Raw genomic sequence first — 18,534 nt, forward strand, 5'->3', positions numbered from 1 at the left:
TCGGAGAATTCATCGGCAGCATTCGGCGATCACCCGGTCCCAGTCCTTGAGGAACCGGTCGAGGCCGAAGTGCGCCAGCGCGTACGCTCGCGCCGCCTTGCCCGCGATCGCAGCCGCGGATGCGTCAGTCACGAACCCCTGCAGCGCGTATGCGAGTGTCTTGACGTCCGCGCTCACCACGCCCGCCTCGGCGAGCACCGTCATCGGAGCCATCGTCGAGCCGACAGCGACGATCGGCATGCCGAGGAACATCGCCTCGACCAGCGACATGCCCAACGACGTCCAGCGTGCGGTGTGCAGGTACACCCGACGGCGGGCGATCTGATACAGCACACGCGGATGCGGGACGTCGCCCTTACCGCGCACCGCCGCGAGTGCACCTTTGCGGTTGAGTTCCCGAGAACCGATGCCCCACACGTCGATCGGGACCTGGCTGCTGAGCTCGGCCAGCAGGTCGGCTCCCACGGTGCGCCACCGGCGCAGCGGTTCGTTGATCATGGTCGCCGCAGCCGCCACGTCACCGGTGTAGAGATTGCCGGGGTCGGCGATGCCGTGGGTGATCACCTTGGTCGGGGCTATGCCGTTGTCCCACATCAGCCTGTTGAATTCGGTGACGTGGATCAGCGGGATGTCCATGCGCCCGGCCAGCACATGGTCACTGTCGACCGCATCCGGCCGCGGGGCGTTGTGCTCGACGTAGACCGCCGGAATGTCGATGCCGGGGCGCCGGCCCAGCAACTCTGCCGCCAGCTCGATCTCCCTCGGCCGCTGCAGCACGATCAGGTCGATGTCCTGATCTCTCAACTGGTCTGTCGAAATTTCTTGTGCGCGTGGCCAATCACGGCCAAGCAGACCTTTCCCGTCTGCATCACCCGCCTCGTTGACGGGTATCAGATAACGGTGCCGCCCGGCGACAAACGACTCCATCCATGAGCCGTGCACATGCCACGCGAGCACCGTGCGCGGGGGGTCTGAATCCATTGGGCGGAAGTACCCTGGCGATCCACTCTTAAACACGCGAAGAGTTTTGGCGCCGGGCAGCTCCGGGTACTCCCCATGGCATGCAACCCCAAGACGACGAAGTGCCGATCGCCGACGCCGTCGAGCAGCAGCGCGACGTCAAACCACCACCGCCAGGCGACGATGAAGCGATCGAACCGAGTTCCAGCCCTCCCTTGGAAAGTACTGAAAGCGACTGGCAGGAACAACGGGACGAAGTGGATCTCGACCCCGATCTCGACGACCGCGAAGCCTGACGATGAGCCGCGAACATGTCGAATCCTCCGGCGGCAACCCGCCTTTCGGGCGCCCCGCGCAACCCGACGAGATCGCGCCGTCGTATGTCTTCTTCGCTGCCAACCAGCTGTCCTCGTACTACAGCGGCGAGGTGCTCGCACCGCTTGGCGGCGAAACACTGCCCGGCTGACCGGATTTCGTCGATCACCGCTCGCGTTCCGCGGATCCCTCTCCGGTCTCGCGATGGTCGGCGTGCCACTCGACTTCCCTGCGGCGCACGCGCCAATGCTCCACGCCGAACCACACTGCGCAGGCCACGAACAAGACGGCGGCGAGTACTGCCAACCACGTGCCGACGTCACCGTGCGAGGTGGCGAATGCGGCGAGGCATGCGACGAAGGACACGACGCCAACGAACAGAAGAACGATCGCCGGCATGTTCTTGGTGTCTTTCATCGTCTCGCCGGCGTGCGGTCGGGTGGTACGAGCGTGATCCACTGGGTCCTTGGCGGTGTCCCCCATCACTGCTCCTCTCGGCTCGGTCGTTGGCATAGGAGCTACCCGCCTCGCGTCATTCCGAAACGACACGCTGGTCGACGGGTCAGCTGGCGGCATCTGCCTGTTCCACCGCGGTCCGATGGTCACGCCCGACGTGAGATTCCGTGCGCATCCGCTCGACCATATGCGGGTAATGCAGCTCGAATGCGGGTCGCTCCGAACGGATCCGGGGCAGCTCGGTGAAGTTGTGCCGCGGCGGTGGGCAACTCGTTGCCCACTCGAGTGAATTGCCGTAACCCCACGGATCATCGACAGTGACCGGTTCGCCGTAACGCCAGCTCTTGAAGACGTTCCAGACGAACGGCAGCATCGAGACGCCCAAGATGAATGCGCCGATGGTCGAGACGACGTTGAGCGCGGTGAACCCGTCGGACGGCAGATAGTCGGCGTAGCGCCGCGGCATGCCCTGGTTCCCGAGCCAGTGCTGCACCAGGAACGTGGTGTGGAACCCGATGAAGGTCAACCAGAAATGCAACTTGCCCAAACGTTCGTCGAGCAGTCGACCCGTCATCTTGGGGAACCAGAAGTACACGCCCGCAAACGTCGCGAACACGATGGTGCCGAACAGCACGTAATGGAAGTGCGCCACCACGAAATAGCTGTCGGTGACGTGGAAGTCCAGCGGCGGGCTGGCCAGCATCACCCCGGTCAGACCGCCGAGCAGGAACGTGACGAGGAAACCTACTGAAAACAGCATCGGCGTCTCGAACGTCAACTGCCCCTTCCACATGGTGCCGATCCAGTTGAAGAACTTGATGCCGGTCGGCACCGCGATCAGGTACGTCATGAAGGAGAAGAACGGCAGGAGCACAGCGCCGGTCGCGAACATGTGGTGCGCCCAGACCGCTACCGAGAGCGCCGCGATCGAGACGGTGGCATAGACCAACGTCGTGTAGCCGAAGACCGGCTTACGGCTGAACACCGGGATGATCTCGGTGACGATGCCGAAGAACGGCAACGCGACGATGTACACCTCGGGGTGGCCGAAGAACCAGAACAGGTGCTGCCACAGAATCGGTCCCCCGTTGGCGGGGTCGTAGATGTGAGCGCCCAGGTGGCGGTCGGCCGCCAGCCCGAACAGGGCCGCGGTCAGGATCGGGAAGGCCAGCAGCACCAGGATGCTGGTGACGAAGACGTTCCAGGTGAAGATCGGCATCCGGAACATCGTCATGCCGGGGGCCCGCATGCAGACCACGGTGGTGATCATGTTGACCCCACCCAGAATGGTGCCGAGACCACCCACGGCCAGTCCGAGAATCCACAGGTCACCGCCCGGACCGGGCGAGTGGATCGCGTCGGTCAGCGGCGAATACGCCGTCCAACCGAAGTCCGCGGCGCCGCCCGGGCAGATGAATCCCGCAAGCGCGATCAGCGCGCCGAACACGAACAACCAGAACGACAGTGCGTTCAGGCGCGGGAACGCCACGTCCGGAGCGCCGATCTGCAATGGGAGAACCAGGTTGGCGAAGCCGAACACGATCGGCGTCGCGTAGAACAGCAGCATCACCGTGCCGTGCATCGTGAACAACTGGTTGTACTGCTCGTTCGACAGGAACTGCAGGCCGGGCTCGGCCAGCTCCGTTCGCATCAGCAGCGCCATCAGTCCGCCGATGAAAAAGAAGACGAAGCAGGCGACGCAGTACATGATGCCGATCAGCTTGTGATCGGTGGTGGTGATCAGCTTGTAGACCAGATTGCCACGTGGCCCGAGGCGCGCCGGGAATGGGCGGTGCGGCGCGAGTTTCGGTGGGGCGAGGGCGTCAGCCGTCATCGCGAACTCCGTTCGTCAGGATGCGGTTTCCCGGGATCCGGCACATCCAAACGCGGCGCCCCGGCAGTTTGCGCGGCTCGGCCACCGGGTAGCGCTAAGTGCACACAGGAGGTGTGCGGTGAGCGTGATGGTGGTCGGCCAGATCGGCCGCGACGTGGTGCTGCAGACACCGGAACTGTCGGGGACCGGCGGCACCCACCCGGTCAAAGAGCGCAGGGAGATGCTAGGCGGTAAAGGCGCCAACCAGGCCGTCGGGCTGGCCCAGCTCGGCGTTCCGGTGGGCCTGATCGGCGTGGTCGGTGCCGACGAACCGGGTGCCGCAGCACTGCAGCAGGCAGCGTCCGACGGCATCGACACCGTCCACGTGGTCCGACGCGGCACCACCGCGCTGCTGGTGAGCGTGATCGACGACGCGGCGAATCGGCTGTTGCTCGAACATGTTCCGCAGCACGCGCTGCTCACGCCGGATGACATCGACCGGGGGCGGGCGGGTCTGCTCGCCGCCGACACCGTCTCCGTGCAGCTGCAGCAGCCCATCTCCTCGACCCTGCGTGCGGCGCGGCAAGGCAGGCAAGCCGGTGCCCTCGTTGTCGCCGACGGTGCGGTCTATCCGGACCATGCCGACGAGCTGTTCGAGCTCGTGCACGTGTTTCGCGCGGACGCGGACGAAGCCGAACTGCTCGCCGGCGAACCTGTGAAGACGCCCGCCGCGGCCAGGGTGCTGGCCGACCGGATCCTGCGCAAAGGCCCGGTGCTCGTCGCGCTCGCGATATCCGGTGTCGGCGACCTGTTGGTCTGGCGGGGCGGCAGCCAGTTGTTTCCGCTCTCGGATGCCCCGGTGGTCGACCGTACCGGTGCCGGCGACGCGTTCATGGCAGGGCTGATCGCGGCGCTACGCCGAGACGCCGATCCCGTGCAGGCCGGCCACCTCGCCACCGCCGCCGCGAGGTCCACAGTCGGGCATCTGGGCGGCAGGCCGCACCTGGACGGCCTGCGGCACGCCTAGAGCTGAGGACGGGCATGGGCCACAAGGTCTTTCGGCGATCCGGGGTAGTCGAATCCGCCGAGGTACCGCTGTACTTCCGTCACTTGAAATCCCATGCCGACGCGATACCCGGCTGTCGAGCGTCAAACCTGTCGATCGAGGTTCCGCGACGACCGACAGGTTTGACGACGTCTGGTACCTCAGTGATACCCCGTCGTCGGCTCGGCAACCCACCGACGTTTTGACACGCCCGCCGCTGGGAATACCCCCCGGCGATATGACAACACTGCCCATCGCCGCACAGCCCAAGCTGCCCGACGCCCGCGGACCCGTTTCGGCTGCGGTCATCGAACTGCTCGCTCATTGCGCACCGCATACCCACCTCGAACCGGTCGAAGCACGACTGCACGACTCCGACCCGTTGGGGCTCGACCTTCAACTGGCGCTCTATGTGTGCTACGAACTGCACTACCGGGACTTCGCCGGTGTCGACCCGGCATGGGAGTGGAACGCCGGTCTGCTGCACCTGCGCTCGCGTATGGAACATGCCTTCCTCGCGGCGATTCGCCGCGAGGTCGGGACGATCGAGGCGGACGCCACGCCGGCGACCGAGATGGACCGGTTGTCGACCGAACCGGCGGACGGCACCGGGCCCAGCTACCATCTGCGCGATCACGGGACCTGGCAGCAGATGCGCGAATACTTCGCGCACCGCTCGGTGTACCACCTCAAGGAGGGCGACCCGCACGCGTGGTTGATCCCGCGGTTGGGAGGGCAGGCGAAGGCGTCGTTCGTGGCCGTCGAATACGACGAGTTCGGGGCCGGCTCGGGAAGCCAAGTGCACCAACAGTTGTTCGCCGATCTGATGGCGGCCGCAGAACTGGACAGCGGTTACCTGGCCTACCTGGGGGCGGTGCCGGCGGAGGCGTTGATCGCGGTGAACCTCATGTCGCTGTTCGGCCTGCACCGACGGTTGCGGGGTGCGGCGGTCGGGCATTTCGCGGCGACGGAGATCACGTCGTCCCCGGGCTCACAGCGGCTGGTGGCCGCGCTGCAACGGATGCAGGCGCCCGAGGCATGCATCAAGTTCTACCGTGAGCATGTCGAAGCCGACGCCGTGCACGAGCAGGTGGTCCGCACCGAGGTGATCAACAGCTTGCTGTGCAGCGAACCGACTCTGGCCGACGACGTGGTGTTCGGGATCCGCGCCTGGGAAGTCGTCGAGGACCGGCTCGCCTACTGGATGATGAAATGCTGGACGTGCGGGCGTAGTTCGCTACTTCGGCCGCTCGACTGAACGTCGCGCCTTGCGATGGCTGGTATCACACAGTGGGTAGTTCTTCGACCGCCGGCACGCGCAGATCGCGACCATGAACCGGGAAGACTCGACCACGCGGCCGTCGGGCGTCTCGATCTTGACCGGCCCCTCGACCAAGATCGGCCCGCCGGCCACCACCCGCACGGTCCGGAACTCGCTCATCGTTTTTCCGCCCTGATGACCGCCAACAGCTCGTGGCGTCGGCCAGCGGTGAGCCGACCGGACGCCTCCAACTCCCTGGCATGCGCCGACAGCACCGGACCAAACGGAATAGATTGCACAGCAGCGATTTTCGTTTCCAGACCGGCCTCGCGCAGCAGTGTCACCGACTTCCCGATGTCCGAGAACTCGGATTGGACCAGCAGCAGGGCTCCGTCATCGCTCAACATCTGCGGCACTGTCGCACACAATGGATCCAGGACGAGACGTCCGTCCTCTCCCCCATCCCACGCAGTCATCGGGCCCGCCCATGGCGGGATCGAACCGGTGTCAACCTCGGCGCCGGACGGGACGTAGGGCGGATTGCACACCACCACATCGAACGGCTCGCATTCCAGGGCCTGACTCCAAGAACCCAGCCGAACATGGACCTCCACGCCAGCGGCCAACGCATTCCCGCGGGCGCAGCGCACGGCGGTCGGGCAGATGTCGAACGCGGTGACCGACCGTGCGCCCAGTTGGGCCGCCGCCACCGCTACCACTCCGCTGCCCGTGCCGAGATCAACGACGCTGCGTCCCTTGAGCGGAGCGCCTCCGGCGAGCACGTCGATCAGCAGCTGGGAATCCTCCTGCGGCGGGTACACACCGTCGAGGGCAAAAGCTGTCATCTCATTCCTTTCGCGTGGCCTTACCTCCGGTACCCGCGCGCAGCCGACCACAAACGCCGATGACCCAGATAGACCGGCTGATAACCGCTTTGGCCGCCACGATCGGGCCCCACGTTTGATCGCGGGGGCATCCGGGAATACGGGCCGTGCACGCAACGGCGCGTGCAGTGACCAATCCACTCCAGTAGCGGAAAGGTAAGTATGACCGAGAAGAAGTCAGGTCCTCAGGAAGCAGTCAGGGGCGTCGTCGAAGACGCCAAGGGCAAGGCCAAGGAAGCCGTCGGCACGGTAACCGGGCGCGATGACATGGTCCGAGAGGGTAAGGCCCAGCAGGACAAGGCTGATGCCCAGCAGGACGCCGCCAAGAAGGAGGCGCAGGCCGATTCCGCCCGAGCAGGTGCGAAGGCGGCCGAAGAGCGCGAACAGGCCCATCAACGGCCGTAGTAGTCGCGACGATGGCCCAGCCGGTACGGCTGGGCCATCGCCATTGTGACAAGCCATTTTTCGTGTCGTCAGTTCGTGGCGAGCGGTCACGTCCTGGCCAGCATTGACAGCGCCAGGGTGAGCGCCAGCAGGGTCAGGGCCATCAACGCCAAAGCGGCGCACTGCCAGTTGCGCCAGTTCTCGCGTTGCCGGGACGCATGGTAAGCCCGCGCGAACGCACGGATGCCGGCGACCAACAGCACGGCAGGCGCCGCCAAAGCCAACAGGGAACGCTCTGGCGCGCCGCATGCCAAACCGCCGGCCGTCGCCCCGGCACAGGTACTGATCCATGCGGCCGCCGCGACCAGCAACACCGCCCCGACGCCTGCGGCCGCGAACCCAAACCGCGTCGCGGCGTGCGAATCCGAATCGCCATGCATGTCGCGCGGCCCGAGATGGGCCGAATTGTGGAGCATCTCAGTCGCCGATCGCGCTCTGCCGGTCGACCATCGCGGGATGTCCGGCTTGCCGCGCACAGTGCGCGCAGCAGTACATGATTCCCGACGCCTCGACACCATGTCCCAGGATCCGGCATCCGCACGCCGTGCACTCCGGTGCCACCCGGACGGCCGCGCATTCGAGACTGTCAAACGTCTCGGTCAGTCCGTTCCAGCTGACCGTGAACGCCTTGTCGTAGTCGTTGCCGCAGGTGGCGCAAATCGCCATATCGCCTCCCGGAAATCCGCGCGCATGTCGCCGAAGCGACTTCCCCGAAACGCGGCGGGCTAAACCTCCCGATCCACGGCCCGTAGGTGGGCGGTGAGCAGGAGTCGGTCGAAGACGATGCGGTTGGGAAACGTCTCGCTGTAGTCGAGATGAAGAAAGTCGTGCGCAATCTGTTCGGACAACACGCGCAGCTTGGTGTTGGTCTCCTGTGATCGCCATTTCAACAGCTCGAACGCGGCATCGGCGTCGATCCGGTACAGCACCATCAACATGCCCTTGGCCTGTTCGATGGCGCCGCGGGCTTCGGCGAGTTCGGCCACGGTTTCGGTGACCAGTCGTTCCCGCGCCGCCGCGATCGACTTGGTGACGTCGACGTAGAAGCCGTGGGTGCCGACAACCGTGCCGTCGTCGTCGAACAGTTGATCTCCCACGACGACGACATAGTGGACGTTGCCGTCGGTGTCGAGAATCCGGTGGCGTGTACTGAACGCGCCGCCGGTCCGGCGGATCTGGTCGAGGGTGGCCGCCACCTGCCCGTAATCCTCCGGGTGCTTGTGCGACAGCACCAGCTCGGTCGTCGGCTGTGCCGTACCGGGTGAGTATCCGTGCATCCGCTCGACCTGCGGCGACCACTCCCAGCGTTCGTCGGCGAAATAAAAACGGAACCAGCCGACGCGCTGCGGTTCGCCGCCCGCGAGCGCATGCTCGATGGGCGACTCGACGCCAATCGGATTTGGATCATCCGTCATATGACGAAATTACCCGTTCACCGGCAGGTCTGAACGGCGTCGATCTGTCGGTGCCGGCAACTAGCGTGCGGTGCGTGAGGCGGCTGAGGTTCAAGCTCTATCTGGTGGCAGGGGTGGCGTGCGCCGCCGCACTCCACGTGTACGGTGTCAGTCCCGGCGTGAGCATCGGGGCAGGAGTGTGCCTGCCGCTCGCGCTCACGATTGCGCCTCGCTTCCTCATCGCCGCCGTGGCAGGCGCGAGCACCCCGGGTAAGCGCGAGGACACGACCGGCGAGATGAGCGGGCTGGAGTTCGAGGACTACGTGGCGCGCGTCGCTCGATCCTGCGGTGTTCCGGTCATCATGACGCCTCTCAGCGGAGACTGGGGCGTCGATCTGATCGTCGGACACCGGCCCAATCGGCTTGCCGTTCAATGCAAACGGCAGTCCCGCCCGGTCGGCGCGGGCGCTGTCCAGGAGGTGGTCGCGGGCGCGCCTATGCAGGACTGCGCCAGAACGATGGTGGTGACCAATCACGAGTTCACCCCGGCAGCACGCAAACTGGCCGAGCTGCACGGCTGCGAACTGGTCGGCGGGGCCGACCTGCCCAGGCTGAAATCGGTGATCCGCCGGGCCACCGTGCCATAGCCCGGCCCGTCGTCAGTCCGCGGGCTTCTGCTCGGTGTCACGCACCTTGTCCTGTAGCAACATGGTCACCGCCTGGGTGAGTTGTGAAACCTGTTCGCGCAGTTCGCGGATCTCGGCCTGCTGGCGGTCGATCTCTTCCTCGGCGCTGGGCTTGGCGGGCTCCTCGGCCGGCTCCGGCGTCGGCGTCGCGGCGGGCTGCGCCGCGGGCGTCGATGCTGCGACCGACCCGGCCACACCCAGAGCGACGTTGACCGGAGCGCGCAGGACACCGGCGAGCATGTCGATGCCGCCGGGGATGTTCTTGACCTGACGGCTGACCACCTGTGCGAGCACCTCGTCGGTTCGGTCGGCCCCGGTGTTGTGATCACGCACCACTACACGCACGCCGGACTCGAGCAGCTGCGCCAACTCGTCGAGCGTGGTGAACCGGCGCCGCACGGTGTCATAGAGCTTGCGGTTCGCGTAGCGCTTGATCACGTGGTCATCGGACATGGATCTCATCCTGACTCATAGTCGTGTCCCGAACGCATCATTGGCGCAGGGGCGCGTCAGCCCCTACGCCAAGATACGTCTTGTCACTTACCCTTGCGGATCCGCGCGAGCTTCTCGACCTGATCGGTCAGGTCGGCAACCTTGCCGCGCAGGCTGTCGATGCTGTCACTGTCCGGCACGATCCGGTCGCGCACGTCACCGACGCGGTCGCGAGCGGACTTCTCGACGTCACCCGCGGTATCGAGCAGGTCGTCGACGATGTTCTTGGCGCTGTCGATAACGCTGGACAGATAGCTGGTCAGGTGGGCTTCGGTGACGGCCGACTCCGTGGCGGAGGACTTCTTCGAGGCGGTCTTGGTGGCGGTCTTGGTGGCCATGGTCGGCTCGCTTTCTGATCGGGTTTTCGGTCTTGTTTGCGTTTCCTTACGCACCACAAAAATTACGCGCCGCAGAAATTTTACGCAATGCGTTGTGATGTACACCACCGTTACTCGGTGCGTAAAACACCATCCGCAAACCAACCAGATGGGCCAAAACCGGACTCAAAAATCCGCATTACCTGGAACAACGCCTCTTCATCGCCACGAAGCCCCCTCGCGGGACGCAACGGAAACAGCGCGACGCGTTTGATACGCAGTGCGTCATAACAGCAGCCCTACGGGCCGTCCAGCTCGACGTCGCCGCTACCGGAGCGCGGCGCGCACTTCCTGCACCGCGGCGTCGATTTCCCTGTGCGACACCGTCAATGCGGGCCGGAACCGCACACTGTGACTGCCGCTCGGCAGCATGATGACGTGCCGGTCCCACAGCCGGCCGATCAGCGCATCCCGATCGGCGGGCGTCGGCAGGCTGAACGCACACATCAGCCCGCGCCCGCGCGGATCGAGCACCAGATCCGGGAAGTCATGCGCCAGCTCATGCAGTCGGCCGAGCAGATACCGGCCGGTCGACGCGGCACGGCCCAGCAGCCCGTCGGTCTCGATGACCTCCAGGATGCGCCGCGAGCGGACCATGTCGGCCAGGTTGCCGCCCCACGTGGAGTTGATCCGCGAACTCACGGCGAACACGTTGTCGGCGACTTCGTCCACGCGGGTCTTCATTCGCTCCTCGCGTGCGCCGGGCCTTATTCGCTCCTCGCGTGCGCCGGGCCTTATTCGCTCCTCGCGTGCGCCGGGCCTTATTCGCTCCTCGCGTGCGCGGCCGCCCGCCATGACGCCACACACCTGCGTCTTCTTACCGAACGCCACGACATCGGGAACCACGCCCAATTGCTGGTAGGCCCAAGCGGTCCCGGTGATCCCGCACCCCGTCTGCACCTCGTCGAATATCAGCAAGGCGTCGAACTCGTCGCACAGATCGCGCATCGCGGCGAAGAACTGGGGCCGGAAATGCCGGTCGCCACCTTCCCCCTGGATCGGCTCGGCCAGGAAACACGCGATGTCGTGCGGAGCCGACTCGAAGGCCGCCCTGGCCTGACGCAACGATTCGGCTTCGAGCTCGTCCATGTCCGCGTCCGGCCTGAGGTAGGGAGCGTCGATGCGCGGCCAGTCGAACTTCGGGAAGCGGGCGACCTTGTTGGGATCGGTGTTGGTCAGCGACAACGTGTAGCCGCTGCGCCCGTGGAACGCCCCGCGCAGATGTAATACCTTGCCGCCCAACGCCGGATCGATACCGCGCGCCTCGTTGTGCCTGCTCTTCCAGTCGAACGCCACCTTGAGTGCGTTCTCGACGGCCAGTGCGCCACCGTCGACGAAGAACAGGTGCGGCAGGGCCGGGTCGCCGAGCACCCGGCGGAAAGTATCGACGAAGCGTGCCATCGGGACGCTGTAGATGTCGGAGTTGCTCGGCTTGTTCAGCGCGGCCTGCAGCAACTCGGCATGGAACGTCGCATCGTCGGCCAGGGCCGGATGGTTCATCCCCAGTGCCGACGACGCGAAGAACGTGAACATGTCCAGGTAGCGCTCACCGGTGGTGGCATCCACCAGATAGGAACCCACCGACCGGTCCAGGTCGAGCACGAAGTCGTAGCCGTCGGTCAGGATGCTGCGAGCGAGCACTTCGCGCACACGACCGGGCGTGATGGAGGTCAGCACGGCAGTCATAGCGCCATTTTAACGCGATTTTTACGTTCGAGTAGGTTGACAACCGGAATAGTTACGGAATGTAGTTCCGTCCGGTGTAAAATGTCTGCAGGATCACGGTGCTCCGGGTACGCACGTTGGCCGCTGTCCTGATCCGTTGCAGCAAGTCCTCAAGCGCCCGCGCTGACGCGACCCGCACCTGCAGGATGTAGCTCTCCTCGCCGGCGACCGAGTGGCACGATTCGATTTCGGGGATGCTCTCCAAGCGGGCGGGCGCATCATCGGGTTGAGAGGGATCGAGAGGAGTGATGGCCACGAACGCCGAGAGCATGTTGCCCAGCGCCTCGGGGTTGAGCCGCACCGAATACCCGGTCACCACGCCCCGCGCCTCCAGCCGCCGCACCCGCGCCTGGACCGCCGACACCGACAATCCGGCGACCGAAGCCAGATGCGCCAGGGTCGCTCGGCCGTCGGCCACGAGCTCACGAACCAGGATCCGGTCGATCCCATCCAGAGGTTGTTCGTCCGGTTCGCCCATGGCCCGAACTGTAACCCCTTGACCCCGATCCGATTCCGGGCAGATCAGAAAGGCGCACGATGACCACGACCGAACGCACCGAGTTGCCCACCGCCGATGACCTGCGCGTGCAGGTGCGTCAGGCCTTCGAGTCCGTTGGCGCAACGGTCACGCTGGGCCCGCCCGGAGCCCATCCGGCCGGCGTGCCCGCCAGTACCCCGATCACCGGGGACGTGCTGTTCACCATCGCCGAAGACAGCCCAGAACAAGTCGATACCGCCATAGCTGAAGCCACCCAAGCCTTTTCGATCTGGCGGACCACACCCGCACCGGTACGCGGCGCGCTGGTGGCCCGGCTCGGTGAACTGCTCGTCGAACACAAGGCCGCACTGGCGGCACTGGTCACCATAGAAGCCGGCAAGATCGTCTCGGAGGCCCTCGGCGAGGTGCAGGAGATGATCGACATCTGCCAGTTCGCCGTCGGGCTGTCCCGGCAGCTCTACGGGCGCACCATCGCCTCCGAGCGCCCGGGTCACCGACTCATGGAAACCTGGCATCCGCTGGGCGTCGTCGGCGTCATCACCGCCTTCAATTTCCCCGTCGCGGTATGGGCATGGAATACCGCCGTCGCGCTGGTGTGTGGCGACACCGTGGTGTGGAAGCCTTCCGAGCTGACGCCGCTGACCGCCATCGCCTGCCAGGCCCTGATCGAACGGGCCGCCTCAGATGTGGGCGCCCCGGCGTCGGTGAGCCGATTGGTGCTCGGCGGCCGGGAACTCGGCGAACGCCTGGTCGACGACCCGCGGGTGGCGCTGCTCAGCGCGACCGGCTCGGTGCGGATGGGCCGGGAGGTCGGCCCACGGGTGGCGGCCCGGTTCGGCAAGGTCCTGCTGGAGTTGGGCGGCAACAACGCGGCGGTGGTCACCCCATCGGCCGATCTCGACCTCGCGGTGCGCGCCATTGTCTTTTCGGCCGCGGGCACGGCCGGGCAACGATGCACCACCCTTCGCCGGCTGATCGCGCACTCAAGCGTCGCCGACGAATTGGTGTCGCGGATCGTCGCGGCCTACCGGAGTCTGCCGATCGGTGTGCCCGGAGCGGACGGCACGCTCGTCGGCCCGCTCATCCACGCACGTGCCTACCGCGACATGGTGGGTGCGCTGGACCAGGCTCGCGCCGACGGTGGCGAGGTGTTCGGTGGCGAGCGCAACGACATGGGTGACGAAGCCGCGTACTACGTGGCGCCCGCGGTGGTGCGCATGCCGGCCCAGACGGCCGTGGTGCACAACGAGACGTTCGCACCGATTCTCTACGTGCTGACCTACGACTCTCTCGACGAAGCCATCGCCCTGAACAACGAGGTGCCGCAAGGTCTTTCATCGGCGATCTTCACCACCGATGTCCGCGAGGCCGAACGGTTCCTTGGCGCCGACGGATCAGACTGCGGTATCGCCAACGTGAACATCGGCACGTCCGGCGCCGAGATCGGCGGCGCATTCGGCGGCGAGAAACAGACCGGCGGCGGCCGGGAATCCGGATCGGACGCCTGGAAGGCCTACATGCGCCGCGCCACCAACACCGTCAACTACTCGTCAGAGCTTCCCCTGGCCCAAGGCGTGCACTTCGGTTAGCGCCAGGTCAGCCGTCGGGTTCACACTCGACGTCGACGTAGACGGTGGTGAACCGCTGCGCGGTCACCTGAGTGCCGACCGGCACCCCGTGCACCCCGGTCACCGTGCACTGTGACAGCGGCACCCCGTTGGCGCCGTTGACCTGAACCGAGTAACCGGCTTCGGTCAAGTCCCGCACCACATCCGGGGCCTTCATGCCCCCGGTCGGTGCGGCCACCGCCACCCCCGCCAAGCCCACCGCGGCGAATGCGGTCGCAGCCAGTGCGCATATCGATCTGTTCATCTCCGGACCTCCTGCATGAGTCCTGCGACAATCGATATGTGCGACGGTTACAGCGTCCTCATGCCGGCTGGGCCGGAGGGGCGGGCGCCAACACCTCGATGACACCGTCATGCTCTCGAACATCGAAGTGCGGCAGCGGTTTCGGAGCAATCGGCAATTGGTGGGTGAGCACCTGCCCGGCAGGCGAGAACGAGGTGACGTGGCACGGGCACCGCAGACTGTCAGCGGAGTCGTCGAACCACAATTTGCATCCCTGGTGCGTGCACACCCCTGACACCGCTTCCACGCGGCCCCCGGCAGCCCGCCGCACGAATCCCGACACGGTACCCAGATCGAACGGCAGAACCGACCCCTCGTTCAGCTCGGCGCTTTTTGCCACCGGCAGCCAGGCACCGTCGTTGGGAACCAGCTGGGAGCTGTCGGCCTCGTGCGAGTCGGTCGGCGCGCGCCTACCGGTGACCACATGATCGATGGATACGGCGGCGACGGCTGCCGTGGCCGCCGCGGCGGTACCGACGATGACCTGCCGACGCGTGGTCGACGCCCCCTGCCGAGCGGGGGCCGGTTCCTCCGGCTGCTCATGGGAAAGCTGTTGGGCGATACGGTTCTTGAGGCCGTCGACGAACTCCGGGCGGGGCTCGTCGGCACCGGGCCGGGCTGCCCGCAGCTCGATCGCGGTGCGGATCTGCGCGGCTTCGAAGTCGTCGGCGGGGAAGGATTCCGGTCGCCGGCCGGCGAGCAGATCGTCGACGTATTTGCGTACCCCGCGCCTGGTCACGGTGCCCCTCCCTCGTTGATCTGAGCTGCCAGTCGCAGCGCGCGGTGTTGCAGGACCTTTGCGTTGGCGACACTGACCCCCATGTCGTTCGCCGACTCTCGGACCGAGCGCCCTTGCAGGAACCGCAATTCCAGCACCCGCCGGTACTGCGGCGGTAGTTGGGCCAGCACGCCGGCCACGCGTTGCGGCGCGGTGCTGACCGCTTCATCGCCGGTGGCCGCTTCCAAGGCGGCGATGTCATCGATTGCGGTGATCTCCCGGCCCATGGTGGCCCGCCAGTGCGCGGCCAGCACCGTCCGGGCGGTCGCGCGCAGATATGACCGGACCTCGGCCACGCTGGCCGTGAGCCGCAGCGGCCGCAACGCGGCCAGGAACACTTCCGAGGTGAGATCCTCAGCGTCGGCCCGGCTGCCCAGCCGGGCATAGAGCATCCGGTACACCCACGTCACGTTGTCGTCATACACCGATTCCCAGCTCGGGTAACAGGCTTCCGGTACCAACCGCAGCTCGGGTCGGTCACGTTGGGCCGACATCGAGTTTCTCCGGATGTCCCTGTATCGATTTCTGCGCCGTCACCGGCCTGCCACCTTTCGTCGTGCGGGAGCTCCGCACACCTAGGTAGGAGGGCGGGTTACATCCGGCCGCGCACCACACGCCTCAAGCATCCACCTGGTGCCGTCTCAAAGAGCGGAAAACCACCGCGCCGCCGCCGGCCCCGTGTAACCCGGCTCGCTATCTCGTGGTGACCGTTCTGCACCGCTTTCCAACCGGAGGTTCCGTCATGTTCCGACGATTCCGAACAAGCGCCGTCGTCGCCGCCGCGGTGATGACGGCGGCCGCACTGGCGGCGTGCTCGATTACGCCGTCGGCGACACCGTCGGCGGCGCCGCCGACGGTGAACTTCGGACCCAACGGAGGTACCTCGGTCGGTATGGCCCCGATGCAGGGCATGGCACCGATGAGCCCGGCGGCACCCGCGGCCACCGCGGGGACACCGGCAGACACGCCGTCGGCACCGGTGTCGGGTACGGCGGTGAGCATCAACAACTTCGCCTTCGTACCGGCCACCCTGACGGTGCACCGCGGTGACACCGTCACGTGGACCAATCACGACGAGGAACCGCACACCATCGCCGCCAACGACGGCTCGTTCCACTCCCCGGGCATGGACGCCAATGCCACTTACACCTACACCTTCACGAACGCAGGCAATTATGACTACATCTGCGGCATCCATCCGTTCATGCACGGAACCGTGGTGGTGACGCCATGAACAACCAGCAGGACACCAACTCTGACCCGCAGGGCATGACCCGTCGGCAACTGATCCGGCACGGCGCCTGGTTCGGCGCTGCGGTCGGGCTCGCCGTCGTCGGCGGTGAGGTGATCTCCCATGCCGCCGCTACGCCCACCGCCAATGTCGCCCGGCCGACACTGCGCTTCGCCCAGGTCAGCGACAGCCACATCGGATTCACCGGCAGTGCCAACACCGACGTCGTCGGCTCCTTCGGCCGGGCCGTCGACCAGATCAACGGGCTCGGCTACACACCGGATTTCGTCATCCACACCGGCGACCTGACGCACCTGGCCACCCCGGCTCAATTCGACCAGGTCAAGCAGATGATGCAGGGCCTCAAGACACCGCACGTGTTCACCGTGCCAGGCGAACACGATTCCGTCGACGACGCCGGCCAGAAGTACCGGTCGGTGTTCGGAGCGGGCACCCGCGGCGACGGCTGGTACAGCTTCGACATCGCGGGCGTGCATGTCATCGGCCTGGTCAACACGCTCAACCTGAAGAAGCTCGGCCACCTAGGGCCCGACCAGCTCGAGTTCGTCGAGAAGGACGTCGCATCGTTGTCGGCAGACACCCCGATCGTGGTATTCAGCCACATCCCGTTGTTCGCGATGTACCCGGACTGGGGCTGGGGCACCGACGATGCCACCCAGGCGCTGAGCTACCTGCGCCGGTTCTCCTCGGTGACCTGCCTCAACGGGCATGTCCACCAACTGTTCTCGAAGACCGAGGGCAATGTGACGTTCTACAGCGGGACCACCACGGCGTATCCGCTACCGCATCCCGGCGACGGCCCGGCACCCAAACCGGTGACGCTGCCCGCCGGCCGGCTACAGGATGCCCTGGGCATCCGGGAAGTCACCTACACCAAAGGCAACACCGCGCTGGCACTCAAAGAGGAGAAGCTGCAATGAAATTGGATAATGTCGTCGCCAAAGTTGCAATCAACCTCGGTATCGCCACCGCGCTGCTGGCCAGCGCGGCCAGCCACGCCTACCTGTACCTGCACGGCTACCAACACATCCCAGCGATCGGCCCCGGGTTTCTCGTCCTGTCATCGGTTTTCGGTGCGTTCGCGATCCTCATCGCGGTCGGCGGACCGGCCTGGCTGCGGCTGGCCGCCCTGGTCGGGGCGGTCGGCGCGATCGGCGCGTTCGGGCTGTCCCGCTCGACGGGCCTGTTCGGTTTCGTCGAGTACGGCCTGGAACCGGCGCCGCACGCGCTGATCAGCCTGGTCTCCGAGGTGGTCGTCGTGGTGTTGGCCGGATGGTCATTGCGTGAACTCGTCGAGATCCCGGCAGATAACCCATTCCGGCAGAAAGTCCGGTAAGCAGATGGGATGCACATCGAAGACCGGGTAGCGATAGTCACCGGCGCAGGCTCGGGCATCGGGCGGGCATTGGCACAGGCACTGAGCGCGGCGGGAGCCCGCGTGGTGGTCGCTGACATCGACCATCCGGGAGCCGTCGAGACCGTGGAGCTCATCACCGGGTCCGGTGGTGCGGCGCTGGCGGCCCGTGCCGACGCCGCGGCGGCCGCCGACATCGAGAATCTGGTCGGTCTGGCCGAGAGTGACTTCGGGCCGGTCGACATCTACGTCGCCAACGCCGGGATCATGGGGGCACCGGGGCTGGGCGCCGACGCGGACTGGGACGTCATCCTCGACGTCAATCTGCGCGCGCACATCCGGGCAGCGAACATCGTTGTGCCCCAGTGGGTATCCCGCGGCACCGGCTACTTCGTCTCGGTCGCCTCGGCGGCCGGGCTCTTGTCGCAGATCGGCGCCGCCGGCTACACCGTCACCAAGCACGCCGCCGTGGGGTTCGCCGAATGGCTCGCCATCACCTACGGCGACGACGGCATCGGAGTGAGCTGCGTCTGCCCGCTGGGAGTTGACACCCCGCTTCTCAACGCAGTCCGTGCGGCAGCCGACTCCGACACCCACGCCAGCGCCGAAGCCGTGGTGCGGTCCGGTGCGGTGATCACAGCCGACGAGGTGGCGACGGCCACGGTGGACGCCATTCGCGCCGACCGGTTCCTGGTGCTCCCGCACCCGGAAGTGCTCGACATGTACCGCCACAAGGGCAGTGACTACGACCGGTGGATCTCGGGTATGCGCCGCTACCAGCGGACACTCCGCAGTACCCAGGCGTCCGAAGATTAGCGTGCGCCGATAGTGGGTAGCGCAAGTGGGCAGCACGCACCCCACAGCGGTGGCCGTCACCGCGGCAGGAGG

Annotated in this window: 26 protein-coding genes and 1 pseudogene; 11 read left to right on the forward strand and 16 right to left on the reverse strand. The window is 66.2% G+C overall.

Annotated elements, in window-relative coordinates; all coding sequences use genetic code 11:
* Window positions 1–9: 9 nt before the first annotated feature.
* Entirely contained in the window at window positions 10–981 is a 972-nt protein-coding gene (locus tag BTO20_RS26580; protein ID WP_087078988.1) for a glycosyltransferase, read from the reverse strand.
* Between the two features lie 80 nt (window positions 982–1,061).
* Here BTO20_RS26580 and BTO20_RS26585 point away from each other — a divergent pair, with 80 nt between their 5' ends.
* Both BTO20_RS26585 and BTO20_RS39520 read left to right on the forward strand, forming a co-directional pair.
* The gene (locus BTO20_RS26585; protein ID WP_087078989.1) at window positions 1,062–1,256 is read left to right on the forward strand and encodes a hypothetical protein; all 195 of its coding nucleotides are present in this window, start codon (window positions 1,062–1,064) and stop codon (window positions 1,254–1,256) included.
* Window positions 1,256–1,426, forward strand: a pseudogene (locus BTO20_RS39520) (NAD(P)-dependent oxidoreductase); the annotation flags it as partial. The gene BTO20_RS26585 and the pseudogene BTO20_RS39520, both read left to right, overlap by 1 nt.
* A gap of 14 nt (window positions 1,427–1,440) precedes the next feature.
* Here BTO20_RS39520 and usfY read toward each other — a convergent pair.
* Entirely contained in the window at window positions 1,441–1,758 is a 318-nt protein-coding gene (usfY, locus tag BTO20_RS26590) for a protein UsfY (RefSeq protein ID WP_087078990.1), read from the reverse strand.
* 79 nt (window positions 1,759–1,837) lie between these two features.
* Window positions 1,838–3,565, reverse strand: coding sequence for an aa3-type cytochrome oxidase subunit I (ctaD, locus tag BTO20_RS26595; RefSeq protein ID WP_087078991.1), 1,728 nt, complete (start codon window positions 3,563–3,565; stop codon window positions 1,838–1,840).
* A gap of 127 nt (window positions 3,566–3,692) precedes the next feature.
* Between ctaD and BTO20_RS26600 the strand changes: the two genes are divergently transcribed.
* Window positions 3,693–4,571: a PfkB family carbohydrate kinase gene (locus tag BTO20_RS26600; protein WP_232491274.1), complete on the forward strand. Its 879-nt coding sequence runs from the start codon at window positions 3,693–3,695 to the stop codon at window positions 4,569–4,571.
* On the opposite strand, the gene BTO20_RS41525 is transcribed toward BTO20_RS26600, so the two are convergent.
* Entirely contained in the window at window positions 4,568–4,666 is a 99-nt protein-coding gene (locus tag BTO20_RS41525; protein WP_456299077.1) for a DUF2795 domain-containing protein, read from the reverse strand. The genes BTO20_RS26600 and BTO20_RS41525 overlap by 4 nt on opposite strands.
* A gap of 161 nt (window positions 4,667–4,827) precedes the next feature.
* Between BTO20_RS41525 and BTO20_RS26605 the strand changes: the two genes are divergently transcribed.
* Window positions 4,828–5,847: an iron-containing redox enzyme family protein gene (locus BTO20_RS26605; protein WP_087078993.1), complete on the forward strand. Its 1,020-nt coding sequence runs from the start codon at window positions 4,828–4,830 to the stop codon at window positions 5,845–5,847.
* On the opposite strand, the gene BTO20_RS26610 is transcribed toward BTO20_RS26605, so the two are convergent.
* Both BTO20_RS26610 and BTO20_RS26615 read right to left on the reverse strand, forming a co-directional pair.
* Window positions 5,827–6,030, reverse strand: coding sequence for a CDGSH iron-sulfur domain-containing protein (locus BTO20_RS26610; RefSeq protein ID WP_087078994.1), 204 nt, complete (start codon window positions 6,028–6,030; stop codon window positions 5,827–5,829). The genes BTO20_RS26605 and BTO20_RS26610 overlap by 21 nt on opposite strands.
* On the reverse strand, window positions 6,027–6,695 hold the full coding sequence (locus BTO20_RS26615) for a HemK2/MTQ2 family protein methyltransferase (RefSeq protein WP_087078995.1): 669 nt from the start codon (window positions 6,693–6,695) through the stop codon (window positions 6,027–6,029). Before BTO20_RS26615 ends, BTO20_RS26610 begins: the two co-directional genes overlap by 4 nt.
* A 201-nt stretch (window positions 6,696–6,896) precedes the next feature.
* On the opposite strand from BTO20_RS26615, the gene mbp1 reads away from it, so the two are divergent.
* The gene (gene mbp1, locus BTO20_RS26620) at window positions 6,897–7,139 is read left to right on the forward strand and encodes a microaggregate-binding protein 1 (protein ID WP_087078996.1); all 243 of its coding nucleotides are present in this window, start codon (window positions 6,897–6,899) and stop codon (window positions 7,137–7,139) included.
* Between the two features lie 86 nt (window positions 7,140–7,225).
* Here mbp1 and BTO20_RS26625 read toward each other — a convergent pair whose 3' ends face one another.
* Genes BTO20_RS26625 through BTO20_RS26635 form a run of 3 tightly spaced genes read right to left on the reverse strand, consistent with a single transcriptional unit; the run spans window position 7,226 to window position 8,593 of the window.
* Window positions 7,226–7,594, reverse strand: coding sequence for a hypothetical protein (locus BTO20_RS26625; protein ID WP_087078997.1), 369 nt, complete (start codon window positions 7,592–7,594; stop codon window positions 7,226–7,228).
* A 1-nt stretch (window position 7,595) separates the two neighbouring features.
* Entirely contained in the window at window positions 7,596–7,844 is a 249-nt protein-coding gene (locus tag BTO20_RS26630) for a hypothetical protein (protein ID WP_087078998.1), read from the reverse strand.
* Window positions 7,845–7,903: 59 nt separating this feature from the next.
* Window positions 7,904–8,593: a PAS and ANTAR domain-containing protein gene (locus BTO20_RS26635; RefSeq protein WP_087078999.1), complete on the reverse strand. Its 690-nt coding sequence runs from the start codon at window positions 8,591–8,593 to the stop codon at window positions 7,904–7,906.
* Window positions 8,594–8,667: 74 nt separating this feature from the next.
* Between BTO20_RS26635 and BTO20_RS26640 the strand changes: the two genes are divergently transcribed.
* A complete protein-coding gene (locus BTO20_RS26640; RefSeq protein WP_198344075.1) occupies window positions 8,668–9,219 on the forward strand; it encodes a restriction endonuclease in 552 nt (183 codons plus the stop codon).
* 12 nt (window positions 9,220–9,231) lie between these two features.
* Here the strand turns inward: BTO20_RS26640 and BTO20_RS26645 are convergent, their stop codons facing one another.
* From BTO20_RS26645 to BTO20_RS26660, 4 genes are all read right to left on the reverse strand, one after another.
* Window positions 9,232–9,711: a polyhydroxyalkanoate synthesis regulator DNA-binding domain-containing protein gene (locus BTO20_RS26645; RefSeq protein ID WP_157680330.1), complete on the reverse strand. Its 480-nt coding sequence runs from the start codon at window positions 9,709–9,711 to the stop codon at window positions 9,232–9,234.
* An 83-nt stretch (window positions 9,712–9,794) separates the two neighbouring features.
* A complete protein-coding gene (locus tag BTO20_RS26650; RefSeq protein ID WP_087079001.1) occupies window positions 9,795–10,088 on the reverse strand; it encodes a hypothetical protein in 294 nt (97 codons plus the stop codon).
* Window positions 10,089–10,394: 306 nt separating this feature from the next.
* On the reverse strand, window positions 10,395–11,813 hold the full coding sequence (gene lat, locus BTO20_RS26655; RefSeq protein ID WP_087079002.1) for an L-lysine 6-transaminase: 1,419 nt from the start codon (window positions 11,811–11,813) through the stop codon (window positions 10,395–10,397).
* Between the two features lie 52 nt (window positions 11,814–11,865).
* A complete protein-coding gene (locus tag BTO20_RS26660) occupies window positions 11,866–12,330 on the reverse strand; it encodes an Lrp/AsnC family transcriptional regulator (RefSeq protein WP_064945715.1) in 465 nt (154 codons plus the stop codon).
* 59 nt (window positions 12,331–12,389) lie between these two features.
* Here BTO20_RS26660 and amaB point away from each other — a divergent pair, with 59 nt between their 5' ends.
* The gene (gene amaB / locus BTO20_RS26665) at window positions 12,390–13,940 is read left to right on the forward strand and encodes an L-piperidine-6-carboxylate dehydrogenase (protein WP_087079003.1); all 1,551 of its coding nucleotides are present in this window, start codon (window positions 12,390–12,392) and stop codon (window positions 13,938–13,940) included.
* Between the two features lie 7 nt (window positions 13,941–13,947).
* Here the strand turns inward: amaB and BTO20_RS26670 are convergent, their stop codons facing one another.
* Genes BTO20_RS26670 through BTO20_RS26680 form a run of 3 tightly spaced genes read right to left on the reverse strand, consistent with a single transcriptional unit; the run spans window position 13,948 to window position 15,534 of the window.
* Window positions 13,948–14,223: a hypothetical protein gene (locus tag BTO20_RS26670; RefSeq protein ID WP_087079004.1), complete on the reverse strand. Its 276-nt coding sequence runs from the start codon at window positions 14,221–14,223 to the stop codon at window positions 13,948–13,950.
* Window positions 14,224–14,281: 58 nt separating this feature from the next.
* Window positions 14,282–15,001 (reverse strand): QcrA and Rieske domain-containing protein, encoded by a 720-nt coding sequence (locus BTO20_RS26675; protein ID WP_087079005.1) that lies wholly within the window; start codon window positions 14,999–15,001, stop codon window positions 14,282–14,284.
* Entirely contained in the window at window positions 14,998–15,534 is a 537-nt protein-coding gene (locus tag BTO20_RS26680) for an RNA polymerase sigma factor (RefSeq protein ID WP_087079006.1), read from the reverse strand. Before BTO20_RS26680 ends, BTO20_RS26675 begins: the two co-directional genes overlap by 4 nt.
* A 248-nt stretch (window positions 15,535–15,782) precedes the next feature.
* Between BTO20_RS26680 and BTO20_RS26685 the strand changes: the two genes are divergently transcribed.
* Genes BTO20_RS26685 through BTO20_RS26700 form a run of 4 tightly spaced genes read left to right on the forward strand, consistent with a single transcriptional unit; the run spans window position 15,783 to window position 18,462 of the window.
* Window positions 15,783–16,274 (forward strand): cupredoxin domain-containing protein, encoded by a 492-nt coding sequence (locus BTO20_RS26685; RefSeq protein WP_232490861.1) that lies wholly within the window; start codon window positions 15,783–15,785, stop codon window positions 16,272–16,274.
* Entirely contained in the window at window positions 16,271–17,212 is a 942-nt protein-coding gene (locus BTO20_RS26690) for a metallophosphoesterase family protein (protein ID WP_087079007.1), read from the forward strand. Before BTO20_RS26685 ends, BTO20_RS26690 begins: the two co-directional genes overlap by 4 nt.
* Window positions 17,209–17,628 carry a hypothetical protein gene (locus tag BTO20_RS26695; protein ID WP_087079008.1) on the forward strand — a complete coding sequence of 140 codons (420 nt, stop codon included), beginning with the start codon at window positions 17,209–17,211 and terminating at the stop codon, window positions 17,626–17,628. The genes BTO20_RS26690 and BTO20_RS26695 overlap by 4 nt, the downstream gene beginning before the upstream one ends.
* Window positions 17,629–17,637: 9 nt before the next feature.
* Window positions 17,638–18,462 carry an SDR family oxidoreductase gene (locus BTO20_RS26700; RefSeq protein WP_087079009.1) on the forward strand — a complete coding sequence of 275 codons (825 nt, stop codon included), beginning with the start codon at window positions 17,638–17,640 and terminating at the stop codon, window positions 18,460–18,462.
* Window positions 18,463–18,534 lie beyond the last annotated feature (72 nt).

Origin of the sequence: Mycobacterium dioxanotrophicus, assembly GCF_002157835.1 — a bacterium.
Lineage (GTDB): Bacteria > Actinomycetota > Actinomycetes > Mycobacteriales > Mycobacteriaceae > Mycobacterium > Mycobacterium dioxanotrophicus.

Bases quoted from the DNA above. Each gene is read 5' to 3' on its own strand.
- BTO20_RS26580 (WP_087078988.1), bottom strand. From the start codon at position 981: ATGGATTCAGACCCCCCGCGCACGGTGCTCGCGTGGCATGTGCACGGC.
- BTO20_RS26585 (WP_087078989.1), top strand. From the start codon at position 1,062: ATGCAACCCCAAGACGACGAAGTGCCGATCGCCGACGCCGTCGAGCAG.
- usfY (WP_087078990.1), bottom strand. From the start codon at position 1,758: ATGGGGGACACCGCCAAGGACCCAGTGGATCACGCTCGTACCACCCGA.
- ctaD (WP_087078991.1), bottom strand. From the start codon at position 3,565: ATGACGGCTGACGCCCTCGCCCCACCGAAACTCGCGCCGCACCGCCCA.
- BTO20_RS26600 (WP_232491274.1), top strand. From the start codon at position 3,693: ATGGTGGTCGGCCAGATCGGCCGCGACGTGGTGCTGCAGACACCGGAA.
- BTO20_RS41525 (WP_456299077.1), bottom strand. From the start codon at position 4,666: ATGGGATTTCAAGTGACGGAAGTACAGCGGTACCTCGGCGGATTCGAC.
- BTO20_RS26605 (WP_087078993.1), top strand. From the start codon at position 4,828: ATGACAACACTGCCCATCGCCGCACAGCCCAAGCTGCCCGACGCCCGC.
- BTO20_RS26610 (WP_087078994.1), bottom strand. From the start codon at position 6,030: ATGAGCGAGTTCCGGACCGTGCGGGTGGTGGCCGGCGGGCCGATCTTG.
- BTO20_RS26615 (WP_087078995.1), bottom strand. From the start codon at position 6,695: ATGACAGCTTTTGCCCTCGACGGTGTGTACCCGCCGCAGGAGGATTCC.
- mbp1 (WP_087078996.1), top strand. From the start codon at position 6,897: ATGACCGAGAAGAAGTCAGGTCCTCAGGAAGCAGTCAGGGGCGTCGTC.
- BTO20_RS26625 (WP_087078997.1), bottom strand. From the start codon at position 7,594: ATGCTCCACAATTCGGCCCATCTCGGGCCGCGCGACATGCATGGCGAT.
- BTO20_RS26630 (WP_087078998.1), bottom strand. From the start codon at position 7,844: ATGGCGATTTGCGCCACCTGCGGCAACGACTACGACAAGGCGTTCACG.
- BTO20_RS26635 (WP_087078999.1), bottom strand. From the start codon at position 8,593: ATGACGGATGATCCAAATCCGATTGGCGTCGAGTCGCCCATCGAGCAT.
- BTO20_RS26645 (WP_157680330.1), bottom strand. From the start codon at position 9,711: ATGTCCGATGACCACGTGATCAAGCGCTACGCGAACCGCAAGCTCTAT.
- BTO20_RS26650 (WP_087079001.1), bottom strand. From the start codon at position 10,088: ATGGCCACCAAGACCGCCACCAAGACCGCCTCGAAGAAGTCCTCCGCC.
- lat (WP_087079002.1), bottom strand. From the start codon at position 11,813: ATGACTGCCGTGCTGACCTCCATCACGCCCGGTCGTGTGCGCGAAGTG.
- BTO20_RS26660 (WP_064945715.1), bottom strand. From the start codon at position 12,330: ATGGGCGAACCGGACGAACAACCTCTGGATGGGATCGACCGGATCCTG.
- amaB (WP_087079003.1), top strand. From the start codon at position 12,390: ATGACCACGACCGAACGCACCGAGTTGCCCACCGCCGATGACCTGCGC.
- BTO20_RS26670 (WP_087079004.1), bottom strand. From the start codon at position 14,223: ATGAACAGATCGATATGCGCACTGGCTGCGACCGCATTCGCCGCGGTG.
- BTO20_RS26680 (WP_087079006.1), bottom strand. From the start codon at position 15,534: ATGTCGGCCCAACGTGACCGACCCGAGCTGCGGTTGGTACCGGAAGCC.
- BTO20_RS26685 (WP_232490861.1), top strand. From the start codon at position 15,783: ATGTTCCGACGATTCCGAACAAGCGCCGTCGTCGCCGCCGCGGTGATG.
- BTO20_RS26690 (WP_087079007.1), top strand. From the start codon at position 16,271: ATGAACAACCAGCAGGACACCAACTCTGACCCGCAGGGCATGACCCGT.
- BTO20_RS26695 (WP_087079008.1), top strand. From the start codon at position 17,209: ATGAAATTGGATAATGTCGTCGCCAAAGTTGCAATCAACCTCGGTATC.
- BTO20_RS26700 (WP_087079009.1), top strand. From the start codon at position 17,638: ATGCACATCGAAGACCGGGTAGCGATAGTCACCGGCGCAGGCTCGGGC.